The sequence below is a fragment of the Myxococcus virescens genome, assembly GCF_900101905.1.
Lineage (GTDB): Bacteria > Myxococcota > Myxococcia > Myxococcales > Myxococcaceae > Myxococcus > Myxococcus virescens.
The window spans coordinates 21,118-45,024 of the sequence record NZ_FNAJ01000025.1 but is presented as its reverse complement, the minus strand read 5'-3'; the positions used below and the strand labels follow the sequence as shown (position 1 = coordinate 45,024).

The 23,907-nt window shown below is 69.5% G+C and carries 24 protein-coding genes; 14 read left to right on the top strand and 10 right to left on the bottom strand.

Features of this window, described 5'->3' with window-relative positions; genetic code table 11:
• Nucleotides 1-16 precede the first annotated feature (16 nt).
• Together BLU09_RS35795 and BLU09_RS35790 are read left to right on the top strand one after the other, a co-directional pair.
• Entirely contained in the window at nucleotides 17-418 is a 402-nt protein-coding gene (locus BLU09_RS35795; protein WP_090495638.1) for a BlaI/MecI/CopY family transcriptional regulator, read from the top strand.
• Nucleotides 415-2,031 (top strand): transglycosylase SLT domain-containing protein, encoded by a 1,617-nt coding sequence (locus tag BLU09_RS35790; RefSeq protein ID WP_090495637.1) that lies wholly within the window; start codon nucleotides 415-417, stop codon nucleotides 2,029-2,031. The genes BLU09_RS35795 and BLU09_RS35790 overlap by 4 nt, the downstream gene beginning before the upstream one ends.
• A gap of 12 nt (nucleotides 2,032-2,043) precedes the next feature.
• On the opposite strand, the gene BLU09_RS35785 is transcribed toward BLU09_RS35790, so the two are convergent.
• Nucleotides 2,044-2,760 carry an outer membrane beta-barrel protein gene (locus BLU09_RS35785; protein ID WP_090495636.1) on the bottom strand — a complete coding sequence of 239 codons (717 nt, stop codon included), beginning with the start codon at nucleotides 2,758-2,760 and terminating at the stop codon, nucleotides 2,044-2,046.
• 134 nt (nucleotides 2,761-2,894) lie between these two features.
• Nucleotides 2,895-3,545 carry a TetR/AcrR family transcriptional regulator gene (locus tag BLU09_RS35780; RefSeq protein WP_090495635.1) on the bottom strand — a complete coding sequence of 217 codons (651 nt, stop codon included), beginning with the start codon at nucleotides 3,543-3,545 and terminating at the stop codon, nucleotides 2,895-2,897.
• An 86-nt stretch (nucleotides 3,546-3,631) separates the two neighbouring features.
• Between BLU09_RS35780 and BLU09_RS35775 the strand changes: the two genes are divergently transcribed.
• Nucleotides 3,632-4,447 (top strand): alpha/beta fold hydrolase, encoded by an 816-nt coding sequence (locus tag BLU09_RS35775; RefSeq protein WP_090495634.1) that lies wholly within the window; start codon nucleotides 3,632-3,634, stop codon nucleotides 4,445-4,447.
• A 32-nt stretch (nucleotides 4,448-4,479) separates the two neighbouring features.
• Nucleotides 4,480-5,466, top strand: coding sequence for an extracellular catalytic domain type 1 short-chain-length polyhydroxyalkanoate depolymerase (locus BLU09_RS35770; protein ID WP_090495633.1), 987 nt, complete (start codon nucleotides 4,480-4,482; stop codon nucleotides 5,464-5,466).
• Nucleotides 5,467-5,478: 12 nt separating this feature from the next.
• Here the strand turns inward: BLU09_RS35770 and BLU09_RS35765 are convergent, their stop codons facing one another.
• Nucleotides 5,479-6,420 (bottom strand): MBL fold metallo-hydrolase, encoded by a 942-nt coding sequence (locus BLU09_RS35765; RefSeq protein ID WP_090495632.1) that lies wholly within the window; start codon nucleotides 6,418-6,420, stop codon nucleotides 5,479-5,481.
• Nucleotides 6,421-6,508: 88 nt separating this feature from the next.
• Here BLU09_RS35765 and BLU09_RS35760 point away from each other — a divergent pair, with 88 nt between their 5' ends.
• The 4 genes from BLU09_RS35760 to mltA all read left to right on the top strand — a co-directional run bounded on the left by BLU09_RS35760 (nucleotide 6,509) and on the right by mltA (nucleotide 11,478).
• Nucleotides 6,509-7,393 (top strand): LysR family transcriptional regulator, encoded by an 885-nt coding sequence (locus BLU09_RS35760; protein WP_090495631.1) that lies wholly within the window; start codon nucleotides 6,509-6,511, stop codon nucleotides 7,391-7,393.
• A 94-nt stretch (nucleotides 7,394-7,487) separates the two neighbouring features.
• Nucleotides 7,488-9,164: an isovaleryl-CoA dehydrogenase gene (locus BLU09_RS35755; RefSeq protein ID WP_090495630.1), complete on the top strand. Its 1,677-nt coding sequence runs from the start codon at nucleotides 7,488-7,490 to the stop codon at nucleotides 9,162-9,164.
• 64 nt (nucleotides 9,165-9,228) lie between these two features.
• Complete coding sequence (locus tag BLU09_RS35750) at nucleotides 9,229-10,050, top strand: SDR family oxidoreductase (protein WP_090495629.1); 822 nt, start codon at nucleotides 9,229-9,231, stop codon at nucleotides 10,048-10,050.
• A gap of 192 nt (nucleotides 10,051-10,242) precedes the next feature.
• Nucleotides 10,243-11,478, top strand: coding sequence for a murein transglycosylase A (gene mltA / locus BLU09_RS35745; RefSeq protein ID WP_090495628.1), 1,236 nt, complete (start codon nucleotides 10,243-10,245; stop codon nucleotides 11,476-11,478).
• Here the strand turns inward: mltA and BLU09_RS35740 are convergent.
• Nucleotides 11,462-11,920: an OsmC family protein gene (locus BLU09_RS35740; protein ID WP_090495627.1), complete on the bottom strand. Its 459-nt coding sequence runs from the start codon at nucleotides 11,918-11,920 to the stop codon at nucleotides 11,462-11,464. The genes mltA and BLU09_RS35740 overlap by 17 nt on opposite strands.
• A 275-nt stretch (nucleotides 11,921-12,195) precedes the next feature.
• Here BLU09_RS35740 and BLU09_RS35735 point away from each other — a divergent pair, with 275 nt between their 5' ends.
• The 3 genes from BLU09_RS35735 (at nucleotide 12,196) to BLU09_RS35725 (ending at nucleotide 15,350) form a co-directional block, all read left to right on the top strand.
• Nucleotides 12,196-13,287, top strand: a complete 1,092-nt coding sequence (locus BLU09_RS35735; protein ID WP_090495626.1) for a 2-oxoglutarate and iron-dependent oxygenase domain-containing protein — start codon at nucleotides 12,196-12,198, stop codon at nucleotides 13,285-13,287.
• 40 nt (nucleotides 13,288-13,327) lie between these two features.
• A complete protein-coding gene (locus tag BLU09_RS35730) occupies nucleotides 13,328-13,696 on the top strand; it encodes a DUF2845 domain-containing protein (protein ID WP_011557225.1) in 369 nt (122 codons plus the stop codon).
• Between the two features lie 73 nt (nucleotides 13,697-13,769).
• A complete protein-coding gene (locus BLU09_RS35725) occupies nucleotides 13,770-15,350 on the top strand; it encodes a carboxypeptidase-like regulatory domain-containing protein (RefSeq protein ID WP_090495625.1) in 1,581 nt (526 codons plus the stop codon).
• Between the two features lie 12 nt (nucleotides 15,351-15,362).
• Here the strand turns inward: BLU09_RS35725 and BLU09_RS35720 are convergent, their stop codons facing one another.
• Nucleotides 15,363-16,682: a DsbA family protein gene (locus BLU09_RS35720; protein WP_090495624.1), complete on the bottom strand. Its 1,320-nt coding sequence runs from the start codon at nucleotides 16,680-16,682 to the stop codon at nucleotides 15,363-15,365.
• Between the two features lie 273 nt (nucleotides 16,683-16,955).
• Here BLU09_RS35720 and BLU09_RS35715 point away from each other — a divergent pair, with 273 nt between their 5' ends.
• Nucleotides 16,956-17,600 carry a hypothetical protein gene (locus BLU09_RS35715; RefSeq protein ID WP_167371226.1) on the top strand — a complete coding sequence of 215 codons (645 nt, stop codon included), beginning with the start codon at nucleotides 16,956-16,958 and terminating at the stop codon, nucleotides 17,598-17,600.
• Nucleotides 17,601-17,669: 69 nt separating this feature from the next.
• A complete protein-coding gene (locus tag BLU09_RS35710) occupies nucleotides 17,670-17,891 on the top strand; it encodes a hypothetical protein (protein WP_244172318.1) in 222 nt (73 codons plus the stop codon).
• Nucleotides 17,892-17,901: 10 nt separating this feature from the next.
• Here the strand turns inward: BLU09_RS35710 and BLU09_RS35705 are convergent, their stop codons facing one another.
• Nucleotides 17,902-18,504, bottom strand: a complete 603-nt coding sequence (locus tag BLU09_RS35705; RefSeq protein ID WP_090495622.1) for a CDP-alcohol phosphatidyltransferase family protein — start codon at nucleotides 18,502-18,504, stop codon at nucleotides 17,902-17,904.
• 117 nt (nucleotides 18,505-18,621) lie between these two features.
• On the opposite strand from BLU09_RS35705, the gene BLU09_RS35700 reads away from it, so the two are divergent.
• Nucleotides 18,622-19,638: a DUF4846 domain-containing protein gene (locus tag BLU09_RS35700; RefSeq protein WP_090495621.1), complete on the top strand. Its 1,017-nt coding sequence runs from the start codon at nucleotides 18,622-18,624 to the stop codon at nucleotides 19,636-19,638.
• A gap of 89 nt (nucleotides 19,639-19,727) precedes the next feature.
• Here BLU09_RS35700 and BLU09_RS35695 read toward each other — a convergent pair whose 3' ends face one another.
• The 4 genes from BLU09_RS35695 to BLU09_RS35680 all read right to left on the bottom strand — a co-directional run bounded on the left by BLU09_RS35695 (nucleotide 19,728) and on the right by BLU09_RS35680 (nucleotide 23,690).
• Nucleotides 19,728-20,780 (bottom strand): fatty acid desaturase family protein, encoded by a 1,053-nt coding sequence (locus BLU09_RS35695; protein ID WP_090495620.1) that lies wholly within the window; start codon nucleotides 20,778-20,780, stop codon nucleotides 19,728-19,730.
• A gap of 310 nt (nucleotides 20,781-21,090) precedes the next feature.
• Complete coding sequence (locus tag BLU09_RS35690) at nucleotides 21,091-22,380, bottom strand: cytochrome P450 (protein WP_090495619.1); 1,290 nt, start codon at nucleotides 22,378-22,380, stop codon at nucleotides 21,091-21,093.
• A gap of 382 nt (nucleotides 22,381-22,762) precedes the next feature.
• Complete coding sequence (locus BLU09_RS35685) at nucleotides 22,763-23,176, bottom strand: STAS/SEC14 domain-containing protein (protein WP_174257193.1); 414 nt, start codon at nucleotides 23,174-23,176, stop codon at nucleotides 22,763-22,765.
• A gap of 94 nt (nucleotides 23,177-23,270) precedes the next feature.
• Nucleotides 23,271-23,690 (bottom strand): SpoIIAA family protein, encoded by a 420-nt coding sequence (locus tag BLU09_RS35680; protein ID WP_011557215.1) that lies wholly within the window; start codon nucleotides 23,688-23,690, stop codon nucleotides 23,271-23,273.
• Nucleotides 23,691-23,907 lie beyond the last annotated feature (217 nt).

Below are 23,907 nucleotides of genomic sequence, written 5' to 3'. Positions count from 1 at the left end.
TCACGGAGGTTCGCTCGTGACTCGCAAGCCTGAGCCCGAAGTGGCTCCACGGCCGTTGACGCCGGTGGAGCTGGAGTTGATGCACATCGTCTGGCGCCTCGGTGAGGTGAGTGTGGCGGACGTGCTCGCCGCGCTGCCGCCGGAGCGCGCGCTGGCGTACACGTCCGTCTCCACGGTGCTGCGCATCCTGGAGCAGAAGGGCGTGGTGCACAGCCGCAAGCAGGGCCGTGGCCACCTGTACTCGGCGGTGTTGCCGCGCGACGCCTATGAGGCGCAGAGCGTGCGCCACCTGGTGGAGACGGTGTTCGACGGCACGCCCTCCGCGCTGGTGGCGCGGCTGGTGGAGGCAGTGCCCCTGTCCGCCTCGGACGTGGACCAGCTCCGCAAGTTGCTCGACGCGAAGGGGCGCAAGCCGTGAGCGCCGCGCTGCGTGAACTCGCGTCGCTCTATCTGACGCAGGCGCTGCTGCTCGCCGTGGCGCCGCCGCTGGCCTGGCTGGCGCTGACGCTGCTGTCGCGGCTGGGCCGTCCCCTGTCGGCGCGGCAGTCCTTGAAGGTGGCGCGTGGCGTGTTGCTGCTCGCGCTGGTGCTGCCGTTGTTGGCCGCGGCCGTGCACGCGCTGGTGCCCACCGGGCCCCGCTTCACCTTCGAGCGTTCCGTGGCGCGCCACGCGGGGCGGCTGCCCGCGCCCTTGTGGGAGCCGCGTCCGGTGGCGGAGCCTGCGCGGGCTCGGGAGTCCGCGCCAGCGCTGCCGCCCGTGCTGCCCGCGGCGGCGCTGGCGCTCTTGGTGGGAGGAGGCGCCTTCATTACACGGGCGCTGGTGCGGCATGCGCGCCTGCTGCGTCAGTTGGAGTCGCTGCCCCGCGTGCGCGGCGTGGGGCGCGTCGCCGTGGTGCTGGGGGGGGCGGGCATGCCGGCCTTCTCCGCGTGGTTTCCTCGCGCCGGGCGTCAGCCTTCCGCGTGGGTGGTGGTGCCGCCCGCGCTGCTGGAGGACGCGGAGTCCTTCCGGCTGACGGTGCTTCACGAGCTTCAGCACCACCGTCAGCGCGACACGCACTGGGCCTTCGCGCGGCTCGTCCTCACGGGCGCCTTCTTCTGGCATCCGGGCGCATATGCCCTGTCCCGGTGGATGGCCTCGCTCCAGGAGCTGGCGTGTGACGAAGCGCTGGTGGCCACTGGTCGGGCCCAGGCGCAGGCCTACGCGCGGTGCCTGCTCCAGGCGGCCTTGTCTGTGCGGCCCGAGTCCCCCCTTCCCGCCGGTGTCACCGGCATGTCCCACCCCACCACCCGGAGAATCCAGATGCTCTTCCAGCCTCGTCCCGCCCGTGCCCAGGGTGTTTCCGTGCTCCTGGCCGCGTTGTGTCTCGTCCTGGTGCCGCTCGCGGCGCTGTCACAAGGCGTGGCGCAGGGCCGCGCGGTGACGCTCGCGGAGGCGCAGGCGCTCGCCCGGTCCAGCCAGCCGGAGGGAGATTTGCCGGTGGTGGTGGACGCGCATGTGTTGGCGCGGCTCAACGCGCTCACCGGTTCGGAGAAAGGGCGCGCGTTCATGAAGCGCGCGCTGGCGAACCTGGTGACGCAGCGGGAGGCGCTCTCCGCGCCGCTGCGTGACAAGGGGCTGCCCGAGGGACTGCTGGCCGTGGCCGTCGTCGAGTCCGCCGCGACGAACATGCCGGAGACGGATGGCCGGCCCTCGCTGGCGCCGGGCTTGCGCGGCGCGGGCGTGTGGATGTTCATCCCGGAGACGGCGCGGCGCTACGGGCTGGAGGTGAGTGAGGCGCGCGACGAGCGGCTGGACGTGGCGCGTGAGTCCCAGGCCGCCGCCGCGCTGCTGTCGGACCTGCACGCGCGCTATGGCGACTGGCGGCTGGCGCTCGCCGCGTACAACCAGGGCAGCGAGAAGGTGGATGCCGCGCTCACCGCGGGGGGCAGCCGTGACGTGACGGCGCTCATCGGCGCCGGGCACCTCAACGACTACGCCGCCACCGTGCAGGCGGGGTTGCTCATCCTGCGCAACCCGCACCTGCTGGACTGAGGTGGGCGCGGCCTAGAAGCGGAACTGCGCCCGCACGCCGCCGGACAGCCAGGCGTGGACCGTCTTGTTGTCGATGCTCTCCGACTCCGACTCGGAGACATCACCAATGATGGGCACGTTCTTCATCTCCATGCTGGAGGTCGACGACTGGTAGACGCCGGCCGCCAGCGACAGGTAGGGCCCGATGGAGAACGTGTCGTTGATGCGATAGTCGGCGCCGGCCTGGAGGGCGGCGAACTCGATGCCGCGGACGCCCGTGCCAATGGTGGCCTCCACGCCGGCCTCGCTCGAGGATACTTTCAGGTTGAGCATCTCGTAGCCGATGCCCAGGCCCATCCAGGGCCTGAGCTTCTCTCCCGCCCGGAAGTGGTAGGACGCGTTGATGCCGAAGCGCATCTGATCGGCGGAGCAACTGACGTCCGATTCGCAGTCCTCGGCGAGCAGCACGGGCGCGTACTGAAAGTAGGCCCCCAGGTAGACATTCGAGTTGAAGAAGTATCCCGCCTCCACCTGCAAGGGGATGGCGCTCTTGAACACCTCGCTCATCTTGGGGGTTTCGCCGAGCTCGGAGCCCGCGGCGTGCCCCAGTGGGACTCCGTAGCCCGCCCGCAGTCCCAGCGCGAAGCCCCGGTCCTCCTGGGCCTGTTCGACATCGTCGGCGCTAGCGAAGGCGGGAGCGGACAGGGTGAGGGAGAGCGCCGTGAGCTTCGAGAGCATGCGAGTGGTCATGTGAGGGTATCCAGCGTGAGGAAGGATCCGCCGTTGCGGTGGATGCGCCTGCTGACGCGAGCGTGTTGGGAAAATTCAAAGGGCAGCAACCGGCCGTGTCGCCGAGTCCTGTCGAGCGCGCGGGGCGTGCGGCCTCACGCGCCGGAGACACTTCCCAGCATCCGCAGCGCCAGCTCGGCGTGGGTCTTCGCCAGGGTCTCCACCGCGATGGGGCCGCCGGGTTCGAACCAGTGGGGGATGCGAGAGCCCATGCCCACAATCGCCGCGGCGGTGATGTGAGGATGGAGCGGGGAGAACTGTCCCTGGGCCATGCCGCGCTGGATGGCGTCCAGCAACATGGCGTTGGCCTTGTCCCGCAGCGCTTGCGCGGGCGCCGCCAGCTCCAGGCTCAGCGCGTAGAACTCCTCGTTCACCACCAACGCGAGCTGCGGATGCTCCGCGTGGACGCGCGTGTGCGCATGAACCAGCGCGCGCACCTGGTCCGCGGGCGTGGGCTTCGCGCCCTGGAACGCGGTCTCCAGCGCCTCGAAATGGGCCTCGTGGCCAATGCGCACCAGCTCCGCGAGGACGTGGTCCTTGGCCGCGAAGTGGGCGTACAGCGCGCTGGGCCGCAGCTCCAGGGCTGACGCCAGGTCCCGAATGGACGTGTCGTGATAGCCGCGGCTCGCGAAGAGCTGCAGGGCCGTCTCCAGGATGCGTCGGCGCGTGCCTTCGGGAGGGGCTGCCGCCGTGGGGGGGAGGCGGGCATCCGTGGCGCGCAGGCGAGAGCGGGGGGAGGTGCTCATGGGGTACTCTTGAAAAACGAACGTTCGTTCATGTAGCTTCGGACCTGCGGTTCGACACGCTTCCTACCTGAATCTGGGGTCCGAACATGCCGTTGCTCCAGTTGGAGGAGCTCTCCCTCTACTTCGAGGAATCGGGTGAGGGCACCCCCGTGCTGCTTCTTCACGGGCTTGGCTCCTCTGGCCGGGACTGGGAGTCCGTGGCACCCAGACTGACGGGCCGCCATCGCGTCATCGTTCCCGATGCGCGGGGGCATGGCCGCAGCGGAAAGCCGCCGGGCGCCTATGGCGTGCCGCGCTTCGCTCGGGACATCGCCGGGCTGTGTGACGCGCTGGGTCTCACCGGCGTCCACGTGGTGGGCCTGTCCATGGGCGGGATGATGGGGTTCCAGCTCGCGGTGGACCGGCCGGAGCTGGTGCGCAGCCTGGTCATCGTCAACAGCGGGCCGGAGCTGGTGGCGCACACGCTGCGCCGCAAGCTCGAGTTCGGCCTGCGGCTGACGCTGCTGAAGCTGCTGGGGCCCTCCGTGCTGGCGAAGGTCCTGGCGCCCAAGCTCTTCCCCAAGCCCGAGCAGGAAGCGCTTCGCCAGCGCGCGCTGGAGATATTCAGCGCCAACGACCCGGACGCGTACCTGCGCGCGACGAAGGGGTTGGTGGGGTGGAGCGTCATGCGGCACCTGGGCGGCATCACCTGCCCGGTGCTGGTGCTCGCGTCCGACAGGGACTACACGCCCGTGTCCACGAAGCGGGCCTATGTGGACCTGCTGCCGAACGCGCGGCTCCAGGTGTTGAGTGATTCCGGCCATGCGTCACCGCATGACCAGCCCGACAAGGTCGCCGACGCAGTGGAGGCCTTCCTGGCCGGAGTCGAGGACGCCGCGGCGGATGCGCGGCAGCCGGGCTGAGCGCGGTTCCCCCACCCCGAAGGAGTCAGCCAATGAAGCGGAACGCTGTCACGTGCTCGCGCACGGGGTTGTTGCTGCTCGCCGTCCTCACGCTCACCGCCGCGGCCCCCGCGCGCGCCGGCACCTGGGTCCACGGCATCGAAGGGACCCGGGGCTTCCAGCTCTGGGTGCCCACGGGTTACCAGGCGGACACGCCGCTGCCCCTGGTGGTGGCGCTGCACGGCTGCTTCCAGAACCCGAGCCAGTTCGCCGGCCTCTCGCGCCTCAACGAGAAGGCGGACGCGGAGAAGTTTCTGGTGCTGTACCCGAACCAGGCGACGTTCGCGAACCCCACGCAGTGCTGGAACTTCATGCTGGTGCTCAACCAGACGCGAGACCACGGTGAGCCCGCGCTCGTGGTGGGCATGGTGGAGCAGGTGAAGCGGCACTACGCGGTGGATGCGCGCCGCATCTACGTGGGCGGCGTGAGCTCCGGCGCGGTGCTCACAGGCACGCTGCTGGCCTGCTACTCGGACGTGTTCGCGGCGGGGATGATTGGCGCGGGCGCCATGTACAAGGCGGCTACCACGATTTCGGGCACGGGCTTCGCGATGCTCTTCGGCAGCATCTACCACCCGGATGACCGGGGCCGGGACGCGTGGGAGTGCTCGGGCCGTCCGCGTCACACGGCGCCGGTGCTCGTCGTGCATGGGACGAAGGACAGCGTCGTCAACATCGTCAACGGCCGGCAGGCGACGCGGCAGTTCCTCCAGACCAGCGACTACGGCGATGACAGCGTGGCCAACGACAGCATCCGTCCGGTGGCCACGCAGGTGACGCGGGCCAGTGTGCCCGGCGGGCGCGCGTATACGGTGGACGACTACGTCTACGGCGGCTCGCTGGTGGCGCGGCACATCGAAATCCAGGGGATGGACCACGCCTGGCCCGGTGGGGATTCGCGCTATCCCTTCGCAGACCCGTCCGGACCGGACGGCACCTCCATCATGTGGGACTTCTTCCGGCAGCACACCCGGAACTGAAGCCTCCGCGCGTCAGTGTTGGTGGCCCATACGCACCTCGACCTCGGGGTGTGCCTGGGCGAACGCGCGCAGCTTCTTGAAGCTCACCGTGGCCCGGTCCGCGTCGTTGTTGAACGAGCCGGGCTCCACGTCGTGCTCCCAGCCCCAGCGGGTGTGGCTGATGTCCCCCGCGAGCAGCACCGGGCCCTTCGTGGAGCGCACCAGGTACGCGGTGGTGCCGGGCGTGTGCCCGGGCAGCCAGAGCGCCCACACGGAGCCGTCCCCGAAGATGTCCACCGCGCCGTCGAACAGGCCGGAGTCCTCCCTCGCGTAGGTCCACTCCGACAGCGGCGGCTTGCCGGCCAGGGCCCGGTCGCTGTTGCCCTGGACGACGAGGTTCACGAAGGCGCGGTCGGAGGCTTCACCCGGTCCGGTGTAGACGGGTGTCCCGGCGGGCACGTCCGCCATGCCGGTGATGTGGTCCAGATGCAGGTGCGTGAGGAACACGCCCGCCAGCGGCTGTTGCTGCTTCGCCAGCCACTCCCCCAGCGGCGCGTGCACCGTCATCTTCTCCATGTTCATGGCGCTGGCGACGAGCCCGCGCATGGCGGCCTTCTCCGGCGCGTCCCGCAGCGCCGTCTCCACGCCGGTGTCGACGATGAAGAGCCCCTTCTCCGGGTGGCGGAGGGCGTGGAAGAAGACCTGGACCGGTTCATCCCCGTCCTCCAGGCCCGCGCGCTTCGCGGTGGGGTGGTCCAGGTTGATGAGGCCGCCGCGCTCCACGGCCCAGTCGCAGGAGACGACCGTCTCCAGCTCCACGGGGCCGGGTTGCGTCAGCATCGGTAGCAGCTCCGACGAAGGGCGCGCCTTGCCGAGCGCGGAGGGCTGCACGCCATGTGAGGTGACGGCGCAGCCCGTGAGGGCGGCGGTGGCGAGCACGGTGGCGAACGAGAGGGCAAGGGAACGGTTCCGCATGGTGGGGCTCCTGCACGTCGAGACAGGCGCAAGGTAGCGATGCAAGAATGGATGGAAAATGGCGATTCAGGCATGAGGTCATGCATTCATGGATATCTCCTGGGATGACGCGCGGCTGTTCCTCGCCATCGCGGAGACGGGCAGCTTCAGCGGGGCGGCGCGGCGGCTCCGCATCGGTCAGCCCACGGTGAGCCGGCGGCTGGCGGCGCTGGAGTACGCGGTGGGCGCCTCTCTGTTCCGCCGAGGCGTGGATGGGGCGGTGCTGACGGCGGCGGGCGAGCGACTGGTGCTACCGGCCAAGAAGATGGCGGAGTGGGCCGGAGAGCTGCACCGCGCGGCGGAGTCGTCGGACACGTCGCCTCGCGGCCTGGTGCGGGTGACGGCGGCGCCGTACCTGTGCTTCGACTTCCTCGCGCCTTTTTCGGGGGCGGTGGCGAAGAAGCACCCGGGGTTGCGGTTGGAGGTGCTCTCCGGGATTCAGTACCTGGACCTGGGGCGCGGCGAGGCAGACCTCGCGCTGCGGGCCCGGTGCCCGCCGAACGCGGACTTGAAGCGCGTGTATGGGGTGCAGATTCGCAACGCGGTCTTCGTGGCGAAGTCGCTCAAGGCGAGGCTGCCCAGGCGGCCCACGCTCCAGCAGATTCCGTGGGTGGCCTGGGCGCCGCCGTTCGATGCGACGCCGCCCAATCCCCAGTTGGAGTCCATCATCCCCGGCTTCTCGCCCGTGTTCACCGCCGACAACTACCTGGTGATGCTGGCCGCGGCCGAGGCGGGTGTCGGGGCCATGGTGCTGGGCGACCTGCGGCACCGCTTCGTGCGGGAGCGGAGCCTCGTGCCGCTCGACCTGGACCTGGGGCCCTATGCCACCAGCGAGCTGCACCTGGTCTGCGCGAAGTCCGCGCTCGACATACCGCGTGTGCGGAAGGTTTCGGAGCTGCTGGTCGAGGAGCTGGAGCAGGCGAAGAAGCGGTGACACGCCGCATCCGCCCCTCGGGTTGCGATGGCCTGCCGCGCGTGTTCACGGTAATCCAGGGGCACCGGGCATCGTCCCCAGGAGGACCTTCACCATGACTGAACGCAACGCCATTGCCGCCGGTTTCCTCACGCACGAAGTCACGAACCAGCCTCCGCCGCTCGAGTACGACGCGTGGACGACGGACACCGTGCTCCGCGAGGTGGTGGCCCGCGAGGGTGGCGGCTGGGCGGAGGCCGACCTGGCGAAGTACGGCCCCGTGGTGGGCGGGGAGATGCAGCAGCTGGCGTTCCTCGCCAACGAGAACAAGCCCAGGTTCCGGCCCTTCGACCGCTATGGCAACCGCCGAGACGAGGTGGAGTTCCATCCCGCGTACCACCGGCTGATGGAGCTGGGCATGGCCCACGGCGTGTCGGGGTTCGCCTGGCGCAACGAGGACAAGCCCGGCGCCCACGTGGCGCGCATGGCCCTCTTCTATCTGCACAACCAGGCGGACCAGGGGACGAGCTGTCCGCTCACGATGACGTATGCGTCGGTGCCCGCGCTGCGCCACCAGCCGGAGGTGGCGATGGAGTGGCTGCCGCGCGTGAGCTCGGCGTCCTACGACAGCCGCTTCATCCCCGCAGCGCAGAAGTCTGGCGCCACCATTGGCATGGGCATGACGGAGAAGCAGGGTGGCTCCGACGTGCGCACCAACACCACCAAGGCGCACCGCTTGGGTGAAGGCCGCGGGCCCGGTCAGCCCTACGCGCTGGTGGGCCACAAGTGGTTCTTCTCCGCGCCCATGAGCGACGCCTTCCTGGTGCTGGCGCACGCGGAGGGGGGCCTGTCGTGCTTCCTGATGCCGCGCTTCACGCCGGACGGCGCGCTCAATGCCATCCGCGTCCAGCGACTGAAGGACAAGCTGGGCGACTGGAGCAACGCCAGCTCGGAGGTGGAGCTGCACGGTGCCTACGCGGTGATGGTGGGCGCGGAGGGCCGCGGTGTCCCCACCATCCTGGAGATGGTCGCGCTGACGCGGCAGGACTGCATGATTGGTTCCAGCGGGCAGATGCGTCAGGCGCTGGTGCAGGCCATCCACCACACGCGCCACCGCGTGGCGTTCGGCAAGCGGCTCATCGACCAGCCGCTGATGCGCAACGTGCTGGCGGACCTGGCGCTGGAGCTGGAGGCCCATGTCGCGCTCACCGGGCGCGTCTCCCGCGCGGTGGACGCCACACCTCGGGACGAGAAGGAGGCCGCGTTCTGCCGCATCGCCACGGCGGTGGGGAAGTACTGGGTGTGCAAGCGCACGCCCTCCTTCGTCAACGAGGCGCAGGAGTGCCTGGGCGGCGCGGGCTACGTGGAGGAGACGAACCTGCCGCGCCTGTATCGGCAGGCCCCGCTCAACTCCATCTGGGAGGGCAGCGGCAACATCCAGTGCCTGGACGTGCTGCGCGCGGCGTCGCGCGAGCCGGCCAGCCGGGAAGCCCTCTTCGCCGAGCTTCTGGCCGCGCAGGGCGGGCACCCCGCCTACGACGAGGCCACCGCGCGGCTGGGCAAGGCGCTGGCGAACACGGACTCGCTGGAGGCGCGCTCGCGCACCATCGTGGAGGGGCTGGCGCTGGCGCTCCAGGCGTCGCTGCTGATTCGCGCGGGCAACACCGCCGTGTCGGATGCCTTCTGCGAGTCCCGCCTGGGCGGAGCGCATGGACAGACGTTTGGCACGCTACCGGCCCACGCTCCCATGCAGATGCTCATCGAGCGCGCCTTCTCCGAGGGCGCGAAGTGATGGAGCCCGTCGCCAAGGGGGCGCCTCGGAAGCCATCCGCCCGTTCGTGATAGGAGGACACCCCATGTCCAATCTCCAGGGAAAGACGCTGTTCATCACCGGTGCCAGCCGTGGCATCGGCAAGGCCATTGCCCTCCGCGCTGCCCGGGATGGCGCCAACATCATCATCGCCGCCAAGACGACGGAGCCGCACCCCAAGCTCCCCGGCACCATCTACACGGCGGCGGAGGAAATCGAGAAGGCGGGTGGCAAGGCGCTGCCCTGTGTCGTGGACATCCGCGACGAGCAGCAGATTGCCGCCGCCGTGGCCAAGGCGGTGGAGACCTTCGGCGGCATCGACATCCTGGTGAACAACGCCAGCGCCATCAGCCTCACGGGCACGCTCGAGACGCCGATGAAGCGCTTCGACCTGATGCACGGCATCAACACGCGCGGCACGTTTGCGTGTTCGCAGGCGTGTATTCCGTACCTGAAGAAGGCCAGCAACCCGCACATCCTCAACAACTCGCCGCCGCTCAACATGGAGGCGCGCTGGTTCGCGCCCCACGTCGCGTACACCATGGCGAAGTTCGGCATGAGCATGTGCGTGCTGGGCATGGCGGAGGAGCTGCGCTCGGACGGCATCGCGGTGAACGCCATCTGGCCGCGCACCGTCATCGCCACCGCGGCGGTGCAGAACCTGCTGGGCGGGGATGAGACCATCCGCGGCTGCCGGACGCCGGAAATCATGGCGGACGCGGCCTACGCCATCCTCACCAAGCCGAGCCGCGAGTTCACCGGCAACTTCTGCATCGACGAGGAGGTCCTTCGCGGCGTGGGCGTGACGGACTTCGACAAGTACCAGAGGGTGCCCGGGGCGGAGCTGCTCCCCGACTACTTCATCTGAGCGCGCAGAGGTGCGCCCCGGCCCTCGGGGCGCCTCGCCTCATGGTGCGCCTCGACAGGGCTGAGCGCTTGCGTCGCCGCCACCGGCCCCGCGCGAGCATCCCAGGGCCGCTGACGCCTGGCCGTTCGCTCATTCCGGCACGCGCCGTTCCCATTCGCGCACCGGGGCAGGTGCGATAGGTAGAGGAGCCACATGGACATGCGGCACCTCCGAATCCTCCTGCTGTCGGCGCTGGGGCTCCTCGCCTCGGCCTGTCCGAGCCCCTCCCGCGCTCCCGTCACCAGGCCCGAGGACGCGCTCGTCGGCCTGTCTCGCAAGATGGAGCCCCGGGACGACGGTGACGTCGCGTCCCTGCGGACCGCCGTCGCCGAGAGCCTCGTGTGGCTGCGGAGCCGCCCGGCCGACCACCGCTTCATCTACGGCGCGCGGCAGGTCTCCATCGCCGAGCTGCGGACCGCCCTGGAGCGCCTGCACGCGCGGCTACGCGAGGACCTCACGCCGGAGGCGCTGTGGGCCCTGGTCCTGGAGGACTTCGAGCCGCTGGAGGCCGCCGGAGGCGAGGACGGCCAGGTGCTCTTCACCGGCTACTACGAGCCGACCATCGAGGCGAGCCTGACGCGCACGGACGTGTACAACGTGCCCATCCACGGGCCTCCGTCCGACTTGATTGAGGTCCCACTGGAGCCCTTCGCGGAGCGCTTCAAGTCGGAGCGCGTCTTCGGCCGGCTCGACGGGCGGAAGGTGGTGCCGTACTGGTCGCGCGGGGACATCCGTGGGGGGCGGCTCAGCGGACGGAAGCTGGAGCTGGCATGGGCCAAGGACCCGGTGGCGCTCTTCTTCCTGGAGGTGCAGGGCAGCGGTTCGTTGCTCCTGCCGGATGGGAGCCGGCGCCGCATCGGCTACGCCGCGTCGAATGGGAAGCCGTACCGCAGCATCGGCTCGCTGCTCATCCAGGAGGGCGCCATCCCCAAGGAGGAGATGTCGATGCAGGCGCTGCGCGCGTGGCTGGCCGCGAATCCCCAGCAGTGCCACCGGGTGCTCGACCACAACGAGTCCTACGTGTTCTTCCGCTTCCTCAACACCGCGTCGGTGGGCTCGCTCGGGCGTCCGGTGACGGCGGGGCGCTCCATCGCGACGGACGCGCGGCTGTTCCCCAAGGGCGGCCTGGCCTTCATCCACACCGAGCGCCCGGTGCGCATGGCGGATGGCTCCGTGCAGTGGAAGCCGCTGTCGCGCTTCGTGCTCAACCAGGACACGGGCGGGGCCATCCGGGGCGCGGGCCGGGTGGACGTCTTCTGGGGCGCGGGCCCGCAGGCGGAGCTGGCGGCGGGGATGATGAAGCAGAAGGGGCGGCTGCTCTTCCTCGTCCCCCGGCCCGGCCGCGCCGCGCCCCTGGTGGCGCCGGTGCCTGTCACGCCTCCGAAGTAGCGGCCTTCAAGGTGAGGTGCACCGGCGTGGCGTTGGCGAGGTTGTCGCTCACCGGGCAGCGCGCCTCCACCTCGCGCTTGAGGAGGGCGAGTTGATCCGCGTTCGCGGGTGTGTGGACCTGGAGGGTGACCTCCAGGGCCTGGTAGCCCGCGCGGGCGCCGCCGCCCTTGCCGGCGAACGTCGACGGGTCCAGTGCGCCGCGCACGGTGATGTCCGTGCGCGTCACCGGGATGCCCAGCTCCCGGGCGATGTAGAAGGTCATGTAGTTCAGGCAGCCCGCGTGTGCGGCCAGGATGAAGTCGAGCGGACTGGGGGCGCCATTGCGGCCACCCAACTCCACGGGCTCGTCCATGAATATCTTGAAGGCGCCTGCGTCGGTGATGCTGCGCGCCATGCTCTCTCCGACGGTACGGACCTCTCCGGTATACAGCGGGCTTTCCATCGCGGGGTTCTCCTTGTGAGAGGAAATACGACTCCCCATGTGAATCCTGGTGGGTTCCGCGCGCGACTGCCCTGGGGGACGAGGGAGCGGGGCCTGGCACGAGAGCAGGGAGGGGAGCAGGGGTTTCCACCCTCCACCGAGAGACGCAGGTGGCACGCATGCGCCCAAACCGGGCAGTATGGCGCCCGTCTCCCTTGTCACGGGTGGCCTGTGCACACCCTGCCCGGCGCGGATGCCGGTGTGGCACCGTGGGGAGAAGACACGAGGCACCTGGGATGAGCAGCGACGTGGCGGAAACGAAAGACGGAGTGGTTCTTCTCGACTATGCGCAGCTCGTGGCGGGCGCGGACCTGAGCGCCGCCATCGAGCGCGCCTACGGGCATGACGGCATTGGCCTGCTCGTCGTTCGGGGCATCCCCGGGCTGTCCGAGCTGCGCGACAACCTGCTGCCCCTGGGCTTCCGCTTCGCCGCGCTGCCCACCGAGGTGAAGGACCGCTACGTCCACGCGCGCAGCAGCTACTCGTTCGGCTGGAGCCACGGGAAGGAGCTGCTGCGCCCCGGCCAGTTCGACGAGTTCAAGGGCTCGTACTACAACAACCCGCAGTACGACGTGCCGCACACCGACGCGGCGCTCATCGAGAAGCACCCGGAGAACTACCACCCCAACGTGTGGCCGGACGCGGACTTCCCGGAGCTGCGGCCCGCCTTCATGGCGCTGGGCCAGCGGATGGTGGACGTGGGCGTGCTGGTCGCCGAGCAGTGCGACAAGTACGTGCAGGCCAGGCTGGGCAGCCGCCTGGCACCGGGCGCGGCGCTGGCGAAGACGATTCGTGATTCGCGCGCGTGCAAGGCGCGGCTGCTCTACTACTTCGCCATCAACGAGGACGCGACGCCGCGCACGCGCGACTCGTGGTGCGGCTGGCACAGCGACCACGGCTCGCTCACGGCGCTCTGCCCGGCCATGTACTTCGAGGCCGAGCCGGGCGCGACGGAGCCGGCGCGCAAGGACATCCCGGTGCCGGACCCGGAGGCGGGCCTGTACGTGCGCACGCGGACCGGCGAGGAGCGCAAGGTCGTCATCCCGAAGGACAGCCTGGCCTTCCAGATTGGCGAAAGCTCCCAGATTGTCACCGGCGGGCTGCTGCGGTCCACGCCGCACGCGGTGCAGGCGCTGGCCCATCCGGCCAGCCGCAACATCTCCCGCGCCACCTTCGCGGTGTTCATGCAGCCGGACAATGACATGCACCTGCGTCCGCCGGAGGGCGTGGACCCCGCCGAGCAGAAGGTGGGCGCCTTCCAGCCTGGAATGACTTTCGGCGATTTCGCCAAGGCGACGTTCGCGAAGTTCTACAACCCCTACGCGTAGCGTGCTCCGCCCACACGGACATCCTGCGCCGTTGACCTGAATGGAGAGGAGACACCCCATGCGAGCTCTTGGATTGGCGGTCGTGCTTTCAATGGCCGGGGTGCCGGTGGCGGCGGAGGCGGCCTCGCTCCGCTGTGGCCAGGCGCTGGTGGCGGATGGAGCGCTCAAGACCGAGGTGCTCGCCAAGTGTGGGGAGCCGGCGGCGAAGAACTTCCGCACGGTGACGGACTCTGCGGGCTCGGTGACGCCGGACAGGAACACGGGGGGCGTCACGACGGAGCGGCGGTCCGTCACCCGGGAGTACGAGGAGTGGACCTACAACTTCGGGCCGCGCCGCTTCATGCAGGTGGTGACGTTCGAGAACGGCCGCCTCATCGACGTGCAGAGCGCGGGCTACGGCAGCGAGTAGCCGGGCCGGGATGTGCCACCCGGACGGAGAGTGGTAGCCTCCCGGTTCCACTGCTGGAACTGGGGGCCGTTCAATGATGCACGGGTTTCGCTGGGGCATGGGGCTGAGTGCCATGGCGGCGGTGCTCGGAGGACTGGGCATGTGGCGCGCGGAGCGGGCGGCGCAGCCGGTGCTCGTGGAGGTGCCCTTTCCCGCGTTCGCGCAGCTCCCCTCCCTGCCGCCGCTCCCCCCGCCGCCGCCGACGATGGATGGCGCGGCGGACTCGATTCAGGTCCGGGCCGTCTCCCAGGGCAGCGGTGCGCCGCTGGCGGGCGCTCGGGTATCGCTCCTCCGAGGGTTGTTCGCGTCCGGCCTGGGAGAGCAGTTGCCCGACGAGACAGCGCTGACGGACGCGTCGGGCGTGGCGACCTTCATGGCGCCTGGCGCGGGCGTGATGACCGTCTGCGCACGAGGGGCCGGTCACGCCGAGCGCTGTGAGCGGGACGTGGGCGTGGTCGCCGGGGGCTTGCTCGTCGTGGAGCTGAAGTTGCCGCCAGGGGCCTTCGTGGAGGGGCAGGTCCTCCTGCATGACGGGACGCCGGCGGAGGGTGTCCGGCTGGTCGCGTCGGGTGACCCGATGTTGCTGGAGATGACGCCCGTCTGGGCCACGACGGATGCACGGGGGCGCTACACGCTGGATGGCGTGACGCCGGGCTATCCCGTCAGCATGACGCCTTTCGCTCCCGAGGGAGAGGGGCTCAGCCGGTCCGTGGGCGCGGAGCTGACCGCCGGCGAGGTGCGGCGGTTCGACTTCCAGCTCGGGGCGTTCGTTCCCGTCACCGTCAAGCCGGTGATGGGGCGCCGGCGTGGGGCGGAGTCGGTGGAGTCCGTCCACGTGAATGTCCGGCTCCAGCCCCAGCAGGACGGCACCTTCACGGGCGTCACCGAGTCGGGGCGCCACTCCCTCTCCGTGTGGGGCCACCGGAACGGGCGGGCGGTGTCGGCACGGAAGGACGTGACGCTGGCGCCCGGTGCTCCGGCGGTCATCGCGCTCCCTTTCTCCGCGCTCGAGGAGGGCGGGAGGGTGTGGCAGCTGTACACCAGCGACCCTGGCGAGTACGAGGTCTCCGGTCGCGTCTTCCTCCCGGACGGCACGCCGGTGAAGGGGGCCTGGATTGGGTCGCAGAAGCCCGGTCCACGGGGGCGGAGGTGTGGCAACTCGGCCGAGGACCACGCGCAGGTCCGCTTCGATGGCCCCGAATTCGTGGTGACGCCCCGGGTGGGCGCGGGGCGAATCTTCGCGTGGCTGCCGGATGGCCGCGCGGGCAGCGCCGTCGTCCGAGGTGGGAAGGGGGAGCGCGTGTCCGTCGACATCCACCTGGAGGAGACGGGCGCTGTCGCCGGGATGATGGATTTCGGGGACGACCACCCCCGGGGCTACCGCGAGGAAGTCACCGTCAACCATGAGTGGGTCGGTGCGTCGCACTACACGCTGTTGGATGGCCGCATCTTCGTGCCGGGGTTGAAGCCGGGGAGACACGTGCTGCGCACCTCTCTTGGGACGGTGGAGTTCAACGTCAACGCCCGCGAGGTGACGAACGTGGGCGTGCTGAGACGGCCGCCGGAGCCGGAGGCCGCGGTCTCTGATTCAGAGGTCGCGGCCTCGGAGCCGTGAGTCGCTGCGCGACTACCGCGCCGCCTTCCGCAGCTCGTCGTCGATGATGGCGCGGAAGTGCTCCACCGGCCGGGCGCCCGTCACCGGACGGCCGTTGATGAAGAACGTGGGCGTGCCCGTGGCGCCCACGCGCATGGCCTGGGCGACGTCCGCGGACACGTGCGCGTCATGCTTGCGCGAGTCCAGCGCCGCGTTGAAGCGGCCCACGTCCAGGCCCACCTGCCGCGCGTATTCCTCCAGCGACGCCCGGTCCAGCTTGCGCTGGTTGGCGAAGAGGACGTCGTGGAACTCCCAGAACCTGCCCTGCGCGTGCGCCTCCATGGCCGCCTCCGCCGCCACCTGTGCGTTCGCGTGCTGCGCCAGGGGCTGGTGCTTGAAGGCCACCCGCAGCTTGCCGGGGTACGCGGCCTCCAGCGCCTTCATCGTCGGCACCACGCGGGCGCAGAACGGGCACTCGAAGTCCGAGAACGCCACCACCGTCACCGGCGCGTTGGCCGGGCCCCGGGTCGGCGCGGTGCCCACGTCCACCTGCTGGATGGCCGGCTCCTCGGGCATCATCTGCTCCGTGGGCGGGCTGTCCTTTCCGGCGGAGATGGTGCGCGCGTAGACCTCCGTCGGCCGCACGCCCGTCCGCACCAGGGCCTCCGCCTTGCTCAGCTCCTCGTCCACCACGCCCGTGAAGACCTCCAGCGGCTGGGCCCCGCTGATGAAGCGGCCATTCACGTAGAAGGCCGGCGTGCCGGTGGCGCCCAGCCGCATCGCCAGTGCTTCGTCCTGGCGGATGCGCTCCGCCAGCCGCGGGTCCGCGCGGTCCTGGTTCCAGCGCGAGATGTTCAAGCCCACCTTCATGGCGTAGCGCTCCAGGTCGGCCTCGCTCAGCGCTCGCGGGTTGGCGAAGAGCGCCTCATGCATCTCCCAGAACTTGCCCTGCTCACCCGCCGCCAGCGCCGCCAGCGCCGCCGGCCGCGCGCGAGGGTGGTTGGCCAGCGGGTGGTGCTTCATCACCACGCGCAGCTTGCGGCCATAGCGCTCCTGGAGTTGCTTCACCGTGCCGTTCGCACGTGAGCAGAACGGGCACTCGTAGTCGGAGAACTCCACCAACGTGACGAGCGCGTCCTCCGCTCCCGCCGTCGGTGAGTCATTGACCGGCACCTTGTAGACGGTGGGCGAAATCGGCGCACGCGGACGCGCGCCGGGGGCGGGGGCCTTCGCCGCGAGGTTGGCCGCATGGGCCGTTCCCGTGGCCAGCTCCGTGGGACGCGCAACGCGCCCCCCCACGAAACCCAACGCCAGACCGACACTCAGGCTCACCCAGACAGACGACTTGGACATGGTGTTCTCCAGGAAAAGACACACCCGTGGCGCCGCGGTCCGCCGCGTGACACCACCGGACCAGGCTTGCTCAGGCCCGGCGCCCCAGGAGTGACGCGAGGCAATTGGGAGTTTCAGCGTGGCCTCGAAGAATTTCCGCGCCGCGGGCGCTCCCCATGGGGGCAGGCGGTGGCCCGCCGGGTGGGTGGCTCTCCCCGCGCATCCCGGCCGGGCCGGTGGTTGTCCGTCACCCGGCAGGCCCCACCTTTGAAACGGAAAGGAGGTCAGGGCCTCATGCTGCGCAAAGCAAGCTTGTGGGTGTTGGGTATCGTGGGGCTGTCCATGTTGCTCTGTGGCGGCGTGGCGACGGCGCAAGGCGCGCAGCAGATGCCCGCGCGGACGGAGCAGGCGCCAACAGGACAGGCCCTGACTTCGACGGATGCCGCGGCGCTCCAGCGTGAAGTGGACCAGCTGCGCGCGGAGCTGTTGCAGCTTCGCCAGGAGGTGACGCAGCTCCGGGGGCAAGTCACGGGCACGGGCGGCGCGGGCATTCCCCCAGGCGCGAGGGTGGTGAGCCCTCGGCGGGAAACGGCTGACCAGCAGGACACGGGCACGGGCGGCACGGGGGGCGCGGGCGTCGTCGATGACGTGCCACCCGAGGGCTCGGACGTGCCGTCGCCTCCGGGGACGGCCGTGGTGGATGCCGTCTATACCGGCGTGGTGCGCTCCGTGGGCGACACGGAGGTGGCCATCGCCCTCGGGGAAGGTCCGCCGCTGACGCTGCGCGTGGACCCTCGGACGCGGGTGTTTCGGGACGGGCGCAATATCGCCTTGCGGAAGCTCGAGCCCGGCGACCACGTCCGAGCAGTGGTGAACCTGCTGGATGAAGAGCGGACGATGGAGATTTCCGTGCTCCCTTCCACTCCGGCTGGGAAGTGAGGTGCCAGGCCCATCCACGCTTCGTCAGTCGCACGCCCGATGCTCGTCCCCGAGGGGGAGGTTCCCATCATGTCTGCTTACGACCGTTACCGTGCACTCCTGAACAAGCTGCGGCTCGTCCGCGTCCGGCACCCTGAAGGCGACTCACCCGAGGAGGACGGTCTGCTCGACGACATGGATGAAGTCTGGATGGAGATGAGCGAGGGCGAACGCTCCGCCATCGCCACCGAAAAGGCCCGGGTGCTGGGGCTCCCCGAAGCCCAACCCGCGGACTCGGCGGCGCAGCCCTGACGCCGCGGCCCTACTTGCGCACGGGCGGCAGGGACGAGCCCGAGGAGGTCGCGCCGCCGGACTCCGGCTTCATCCGCCGCGGTCCGGCGTCCCGCTCCCGGGCCTTCAGCACCGCGTGGGAGTAGTCCACCACGGACGCGAAGGACAGGACGCCGATGAGCGCGACCAGGGGCACCACCGCGGGGGGAAACAGCAGCACGCACAGCAGCGTCACCAACTGCAAGGACGTGACGGCCTTGCCCAGCATCCGCGCCTTCAGTTCCACCGAGCGCAGCCTGGGCGCCAGTCGGGCGACGAAGAAGCCCACGGTGGTGCCGACGTCGCGCAGCACCAGCAGCAGCACCGCCACCCCGCTGATGAGCCCGTCGAGGTAGCAGACGAGGATGGCCGTCACCATGAAGGCGCGGTCGGCCACCGGGTCGATGAGCGCGCCCAGCCGCGTGGCGAGCCCCTTGTGCCGGGCAATCCACCCATCCAGGAAGTCCGTGAAGGCGGCCAACACCACGAGCCCCGCGCGAACCCAGGCATCCGGGACGAGGATGAAGGCCACCGCCAGGGGCAGCCGGGTCAGCGACAAGGTGTTGAGCAGCGCGAGGCTCGCCTGTCGGCGCATAAGACTCAAGGTAGTGCTCGGTCCCAGCCGCGCACGTTCCGGGGGCGGCGAGCGTTCAGCGGTAGACCCACCCCCGGGAACGCGGGGCAGTCAGGGAGCGATCGGACTCGAGCGAGCGTGAGGGAACTCCAGGCCCGTGAGAGACCTCCAACCCGCGGCGCCACCTGTCGTGCCGCCCTGACTCCTGGAGATGGCTGCTTCGTGTCCGCGTTCGACTGCTCGCCGTGCTCGTCCTCCCCGTCCTGGTCCGCCACCGAGGGCCGCTTTCGTCCGTGGGCCTGGACGCTCTTGTGGGCCTTGTGCCTGCTCCCTGTCTCCGGATGGGCCGTGGAGGAGGGGCAGCCTCGGCCCGCGACGCGAGAGGAGCTGGCGCGCTACGCATGGCTGCCGGCCCAGGCGGTGGTGCGCCCCTTGGAGGCCGCAGTGGCGCCGCCGGAGGGCTACACGCGGGTGTCGGTGGTGAAGGGCTCCTTCGGGGCCTGGCTGCGAGGCCTGCCGCTGCGGCCGGACGGCACGCCGGTGCTCAGCCACCAGGGCGGGCGGATTCTGGCGCCAGAGGACGTGCGGCTGGCGGCGGTGGCGGAGCTGGACGTGGGCACCGCCAACCTCCAGCAGTGCGCGGACTCCGTCATCCGCCTCCATGCGGAGTGGCTCTGGGCCAGCGGCAAGCGGGAGCGCCTGGCCTACCGCTTCACCAGCGGGCACCTGGCGGAGTGGCTCCGGTACGCGGAAGGGGACCGGGCGCGGGTATCGGGCTCGAAGGTGTCGTGGGTGCGCGGCGCGGCGCCGGATGCCTCACGCGCCAGCTTCCGCGCGTGGCTGGACCTGGTCTTCACCTACGCGGGCACGCACTCACTGGAATCCCTCAAGGGGCGGCCCTCGCGCGAGGCCGTGCGGCCCGGGGACTTCTTCGTGCTGGGTGGAAGTCCCGGGCACGCGGTGCTGGTGCTGGACGTGGCGGCCAACGCGGCGGGGAAGCGGGTGGCGCTGCTGGGGCAGGGTTTCATGCCCGCGCAGGACTTCCACGTGCTCTCCGCGGGAGGCGACACCGGACCCTGGTTTCCGCTGGAGGGCGAGGACGTGGTGACGCCCTTCTGGAAGCCCTTCCCCTGGTCCTCGCTGCGGCGCTTCTGACCGCGGGCCCAGACCTCGCCGGCCATCCTGGGTGGAGCCCCCCGGCTACACCTGGACGGCACGGGGCGAGGCCTGGCTCGCGGCGACCACTACGAGTGGAGCGGCTGGCTCAGGCGCGACGGCTGGGCCGCGGCGGCCGCGGCGGCGGAGGCCTCCGGCTCACGCGTGAGGTACTGGATGAGGCTGTTCTCCTTGCCCAGGTACGTGTCGAACTGGTTCACGCCGTTCTCCAGCAGGCCGGCCTTGTCGAGCTGCGCGTGCATGGCGGGCAGGTTGTAGAAGGGCACGGAGGGGAAGGCGTGGTGGGTGAGGTGCAGGTTCACGTTGAGCGGCGCGATGAAGAAGTTCTCCAGCGCGGTGCCCAGGATGTCGCGCGTCTCGCGCGTCTCGTCACCGGACGTCGTCTCCTCGATGGGATGCTCACCCAGGGCGCGCATCCGGAAGAAGGCCATCATCACCGTCGTCGTCGGCAGCACCCACAAGAGCAGCCAGTGCAGCCACGCGCCCGTCGTCACCAGCACCGTGACGAGCGTGGCCACGTACAGCCAGTAGCGCAGGTGCTCGCCCGCGGAGATGCGGGGCTGTGCGCGGCCCACCAGGCGACCCCAGTACGTCCAGGGCAGCACCACCTTCAGGTGGTTGGGGGCGTACAGGCCCAGCGCGTCCGCCAGGAAGACGGCCGTGGCGCGCATCGGCGTGCGGGGGAAGTGCCAGGAGGCGTCCACCAGCTGGCCCGCGAGGTACGGGTCCTTCGGCGTATTCACGTAGCGGTGGTGCAGCATGTGCTCGTGCCGGTAGCCCGCCGTCGTCATGTTCAGCGGGAAGGCGCAGAGCAGATCGCTGACCACGTCCGACACCTTGCGGTTGGACAGGAAGTGGTAGTGCGCCGCCTCGTGCATCAGCGCCAGCAGCGCGTGCTGCCGGGTGGCGATGAGCACCGCCGCCAGCGGCCAGGCCCACCAGCGGTCCACGAGTAGAACGAAGGCAAATGCCGCCGCGATGACCAGCCACTGAGCGGCCATGGCCCACAGCGCACGACCATTGTTCACCTTCGACAGCTCCCGGGTGATGGCCGCCAGCGCCTTGCGGTCCACTCGGTGCGCGTACTGAATGTCGGCCTCATCCACCACTTGAGCGTACATGTCGGGGGGCTCCTTCTGCTTTACTCGGAAGCAGGGTGTTCCTGGACTCTTTCGCGCGGAAATGGGTGGTGAGGCAAGAAAATTCTTTCTGTAATGCACGCCTTCCAGAGTGAGCGCGCCTGTTCGGGTCATCCTGTACCCCATGGGGGTCTGATTTGTCCCGCCCATTCACTCAAAGTGGGGTGGGTTTCTACCCTTCTTTGTGGGAAATCGTCCGCTTGGCGCTGGAAATCGTGGGTCTCCCGACATGACAAGGGCCTGGAGACCGGTGTCGGTCGCCAGGCCCTCGTTCACTCCCGGGTGGGTGGGCTCAGGTGGGGGTCCACTCCACTTTCAGGTGCTTCATCTGCCGCAGCACCAGGCTCTGCCAGGTGCCGAAGTCCTGGCCGGGGACGAGCTTCGGGTCCGGCAGCCGGTCCAGGAGGATGTTGGTCGTGATTTCGAACTGGAGCCGGGCCAGGGGCGCGCCCAGGCAGAAGTGGGTGCCGCGGCCGTAGGTGAGGTGCTGCGGCACCTTCTCCCGGTCCACGTCCAGCTTGCTGGAATGGGGGCAGAGGGATTCGTCCCGGCTGCCGGCGGCGAAGAGGAGCAGCAGGCGCGAGCCCTGGGGAATCTTCACCCCGCCCAGCTCCACGTCCTCCTTCGCGGTGCGAATCATGGCGTGGGAGACGGAGTCGTAGCGGCTGGACTCCTCGAGGAACTTCGGCACCAGGTCGCGGTTGTCGCGCAGCCGCTGCCACAGGCCATGCTGCAGGGCCAGCTTCCAGGCGTTGGCCATCAGCGCGGTGGTGGACTCATGGCCGGCGGACAGCATGGACGCGCCCACGGCCATGACCAGCTCGTGCATCGTCAGGGCCTCGCCGTCGCTCTCCACGGCCACCAGGTAGCTGGTGAGGTCCTCCTGCGGGTTCTTCTTCCGGTCCTCGATGAGGCGGATGCAGTACTGCTGGAACTCGATGACGCCCTTCGCCATCTCCACCTGGAGCTCGGGGGCCACGTACTCGAAGACGAGCTGCTGCCAGTCGGAGCTCCAGCGCTTGATCTTCCAGACGTCCTCTTGCGGTACGCCCATGACGCCGAGGATGACGTGGACGGGGAGCGGCCAGGCGAGCTGCTTCACCAGGTCCGCCTGGCCGTCCTGGGCGAAGCGGTCCACCAGGGTGGTGGCCATCTCCCGGATGAAGGGGCCCATGCCAGCGATGCGCTGCGCGGTGAAGCCCCGGTTCATCAGGCGGCGCAGGCGGGTGTGCTCGGGGGGGTCCATGCCCAGCAGCACGTGCGCGGTGGGGAAGCCCTGGTCCAGGATGGCCTTGGCCTCGTCCGTGAGGTGGGTGCCGCTCGCCAGCATGTCCCGGTTGGAGTACTGCGCCGGGCTCTTCAGCACCTGGGAGATGTCCTCGTAGCGGCTGACCAGCCACATGTTCAGCATGGGGCTGAAGCTGACGGGCTCGTCCTTGCGCAGCTTCTCGAAGAAGGCGTGCGGGTCCTCCGCGTGGGGGCCTGTGAACGGGTTGTACTGGGCACCCAGGTGGGGACAACGGCCCGCGGACGCGTGGGCTGGGACTCCGGTCTCTTCCTGCTTTTGCACGGACACAGGCATGGCGTGGCTCGCCAGACGAGCGCGGCCCCCCCGGCACGCGGTTCGTCTGCAACGGGTGAATGGCAATGGAGGGGCCAGGCCCCTACAGGCGGTGGGTCAGGGGTGTGGGGAGCCAGCGAGGAACGACCGGGCAGGGTGGGGCTCCCCTAATCCGCCTATACAACGAATTCTGGCTTTATTGCCAGCAAGGGCACACTTTTTCATCTTCACTGGTTTCCAGTGCTGACGTTTGATTCCAGTAAAAATGCGGCAAGGGCCCGGCAGTGTGCAGAAGTTCACTCAGTGCGCGTCATTTGGGCGGACTGAGGGCGCACCTGGAGCGTGCCCACCGGATGGCGGTGGTCAGGACTCCAGGGCATGAGGGGGGAAATCGGGCGGAGGCTCAGCCCAGCTTCTTCTTGTTCTTCTGGCGGTGCTGCGCCACCCAGGCGCGAGCCTCTTCGTGGTCCTTCACGAAGGTCGTCTCGAAGCGCGCCTTGCCGGTGAAGAGCATGCCCAGCGCGATGACCTTGCCGAAGGTCTGCTGCACCACGTCCGCGCCGACGTACACGGTGCCCTTGAACCAGTCCGCCTTGCCGTTCTCCGACAGGTAGCGCCGGGGCTCCGCGCCCAGCTGGGAGCGGCCGATGTCGGCGATCAGGTAGTAGGGCCCGTATTGCTGGGCAATCTCCCCGTACACGTCGACCGCGCGCTTGATTTCATCCAGGTCGATGGGGCCGACGAAGGTCGCCTGCACGACGTCGGGCGCCTCGTAGCGCACCGAGTGGGAACCGAATGTCCATTCCAGTTGCTGCATGTCACTCCCTCCAGAAACCCTGGTGAGCATAACGCCCACCAGGGAATAGCGCGAGATGCATGCCTGTCAATTTGGGCGTGGATTTCCTGACCTGCTAGCCTGCTTTGCTCTTGAGCCGGAGCCGGTGCTGGGCCACCCAGGCGCGTGCTTCGTCCTGCGTCTTCACGAACACCGTCTCGAAGGTCGACTTGCCGGTGAAGAGCAGCGCCAGGGCAATGGCCTTGACGAAGGTCTGCATGACGATGTCGGCGCCGACGTAGAGGATGGCGTGGTACCAGTCGGAGCTGGCCTTCTCCGACATGTACCTGCGGCCGGCTGCTTCGAGCTGCGAGCGGCCGATGTCCGCGATGAGGTAGTACTGGCCATGGTCGGTGGCCGTCTGCTGGTAGAGCGTCACCACCTCCTTCACCTCTTCCAGGGTGATGAGGCCGTTGAACTCCGCGACCAGGGTGTCCGGCTCCTCGAAGTGGGCCCGGTGGGCTCCGCACTGCCAATCCCGAGGCTGCTGTTTCATCGCTTCCCCCTCCCAGTTGTTCCTGCCTGGATGAGAATACCGCTGAGACAGCGTCCAAGCGAATCGTGGCTCTCCCTTGGTTCATGATGACTCATCGGGCGTGATTGTTTTTGCGGGACGCGCATGGATGCCTGGAAGGTTTGTTTTCATTCAGTGTGCAAGACTTCCGGGATGTTGACGCGCGGACCGACCCTGGATTCCCGGGCTTGACGGGGGT

Excerpts from the sequence above, each read along its gene's own strand:
- BLU09_RS35730 (WP_011557225.1), top strand. The coding sequence starts at position 13,328 with ATGGAGAGGAGACACCCCATGCGAGCTCTTGGATTGGCGGTCGTGCTT.
- BLU09_RS35710 (WP_244172318.1), top strand. The coding sequence starts at position 17,670 with ATGTCTGCTTACGACCGTTACCGTGCACTCCTGAACAAGCTGCGGCTC.
- BLU09_RS35780 (WP_090495635.1), bottom strand. The coding sequence starts at position 3,545 with ATGAGCACCTCCCCCCGCTCTCGCCTGCGCGCCACGGATGCCCGCCTC.
- BLU09_RS35680 (WP_011557215.1), bottom strand. The coding sequence starts at position 23,690 with ATGAAACAGCAGCCTCGGGATTGGCAGTGCGGAGCCCACCGGGCCCAC.
- BLU09_RS35755 (WP_090495630.1), top strand. The coding sequence starts at position 7,488 with ATGACTGAACGCAACGCCATTGCCGCCGGTTTCCTCACGCACGAAGTC.
- BLU09_RS35695 (WP_090495620.1), bottom strand. The coding sequence starts at position 20,780 with ATGTACGCTCAAGTGGTGGATGAGGCCGACATTCAGTACGCGCACCGA.
- BLU09_RS35760 (WP_090495631.1), top strand. The coding sequence starts at position 6,509 with ATGGATATCTCCTGGGATGACGCGCGGCTGTTCCTCGCCATCGCGGAG.
- BLU09_RS35735 (WP_090495626.1), top strand. The coding sequence starts at position 12,196 with ATGAGCAGCGACGTGGCGGAAACGAAAGACGGAGTGGTTCTTCTCGAC.
- BLU09_RS35725 (WP_090495625.1), top strand. The coding sequence starts at position 13,770 with ATGATGCACGGGTTTCGCTGGGGCATGGGGCTGAGTGCCATGGCGGCG.
- BLU09_RS35690 (WP_090495619.1), bottom strand. The coding sequence starts at position 22,380 with ATGCCTGTGTCCGTGCAAAAGCAGGAAGAGACCGGAGTCCCAGCCCAC.
- BLU09_RS35750 (WP_090495629.1), top strand. The coding sequence starts at position 9,229 with ATGTCCAATCTCCAGGGAAAGACGCTGTTCATCACCGGTGCCAGCCGT.
- BLU09_RS35705 (WP_090495622.1), bottom strand. The coding sequence starts at position 18,504 with ATGCGCCGACAGGCGAGCCTCGCGCTGCTCAACACCTTGTCGCTGACC.
- BLU09_RS35685 (WP_174257193.1), bottom strand. The coding sequence starts at position 23,176 with ATGCAGCAACTGGAATGGACATTCGGTTCCCACTCGGTGCGCTACGAG.
- mltA (WP_090495628.1), top strand. The coding sequence starts at position 10,243 with ATGGACATGCGGCACCTCCGAATCCTCCTGCTGTCGGCGCTGGGGCTC.
- BLU09_RS35785 (WP_090495636.1), bottom strand. The coding sequence starts at position 2,760 with ATGACCACTCGCATGCTCTCGAAGCTCACGGCGCTCTCCCTCACCCTG.
- BLU09_RS35765 (WP_090495632.1), bottom strand. The coding sequence starts at position 6,420 with ATGCGGAACCGTTCCCTTGCCCTCTCGTTCGCCACCGTGCTCGCCACC.
- BLU09_RS35775 (WP_090495634.1), top strand. The coding sequence starts at position 3,632 with ATGCCGTTGCTCCAGTTGGAGGAGCTCTCCCTCTACTTCGAGGAATCG.
- BLU09_RS35740 (WP_090495627.1), bottom strand. The coding sequence starts at position 11,920 with ATGGAAAGCCCGCTGTATACCGGAGAGGTCCGTACCGTCGGAGAGAGC.
- BLU09_RS35715 (WP_167371226.1), top strand. The coding sequence starts at position 16,956 with ATGCTGCGCAAAGCAAGCTTGTGGGTGTTGGGTATCGTGGGGCTGTCC.
- BLU09_RS35770 (WP_090495633.1), top strand. The coding sequence starts at position 4,480 with ATGAAGCGGAACGCTGTCACGTGCTCGCGCACGGGGTTGTTGCTGCTC.
- BLU09_RS35720 (WP_090495624.1), bottom strand. The coding sequence starts at position 16,682 with ATGTCCAAGTCGTCTGTCTGGGTGAGCCTGAGTGTCGGTCTGGCGTTG.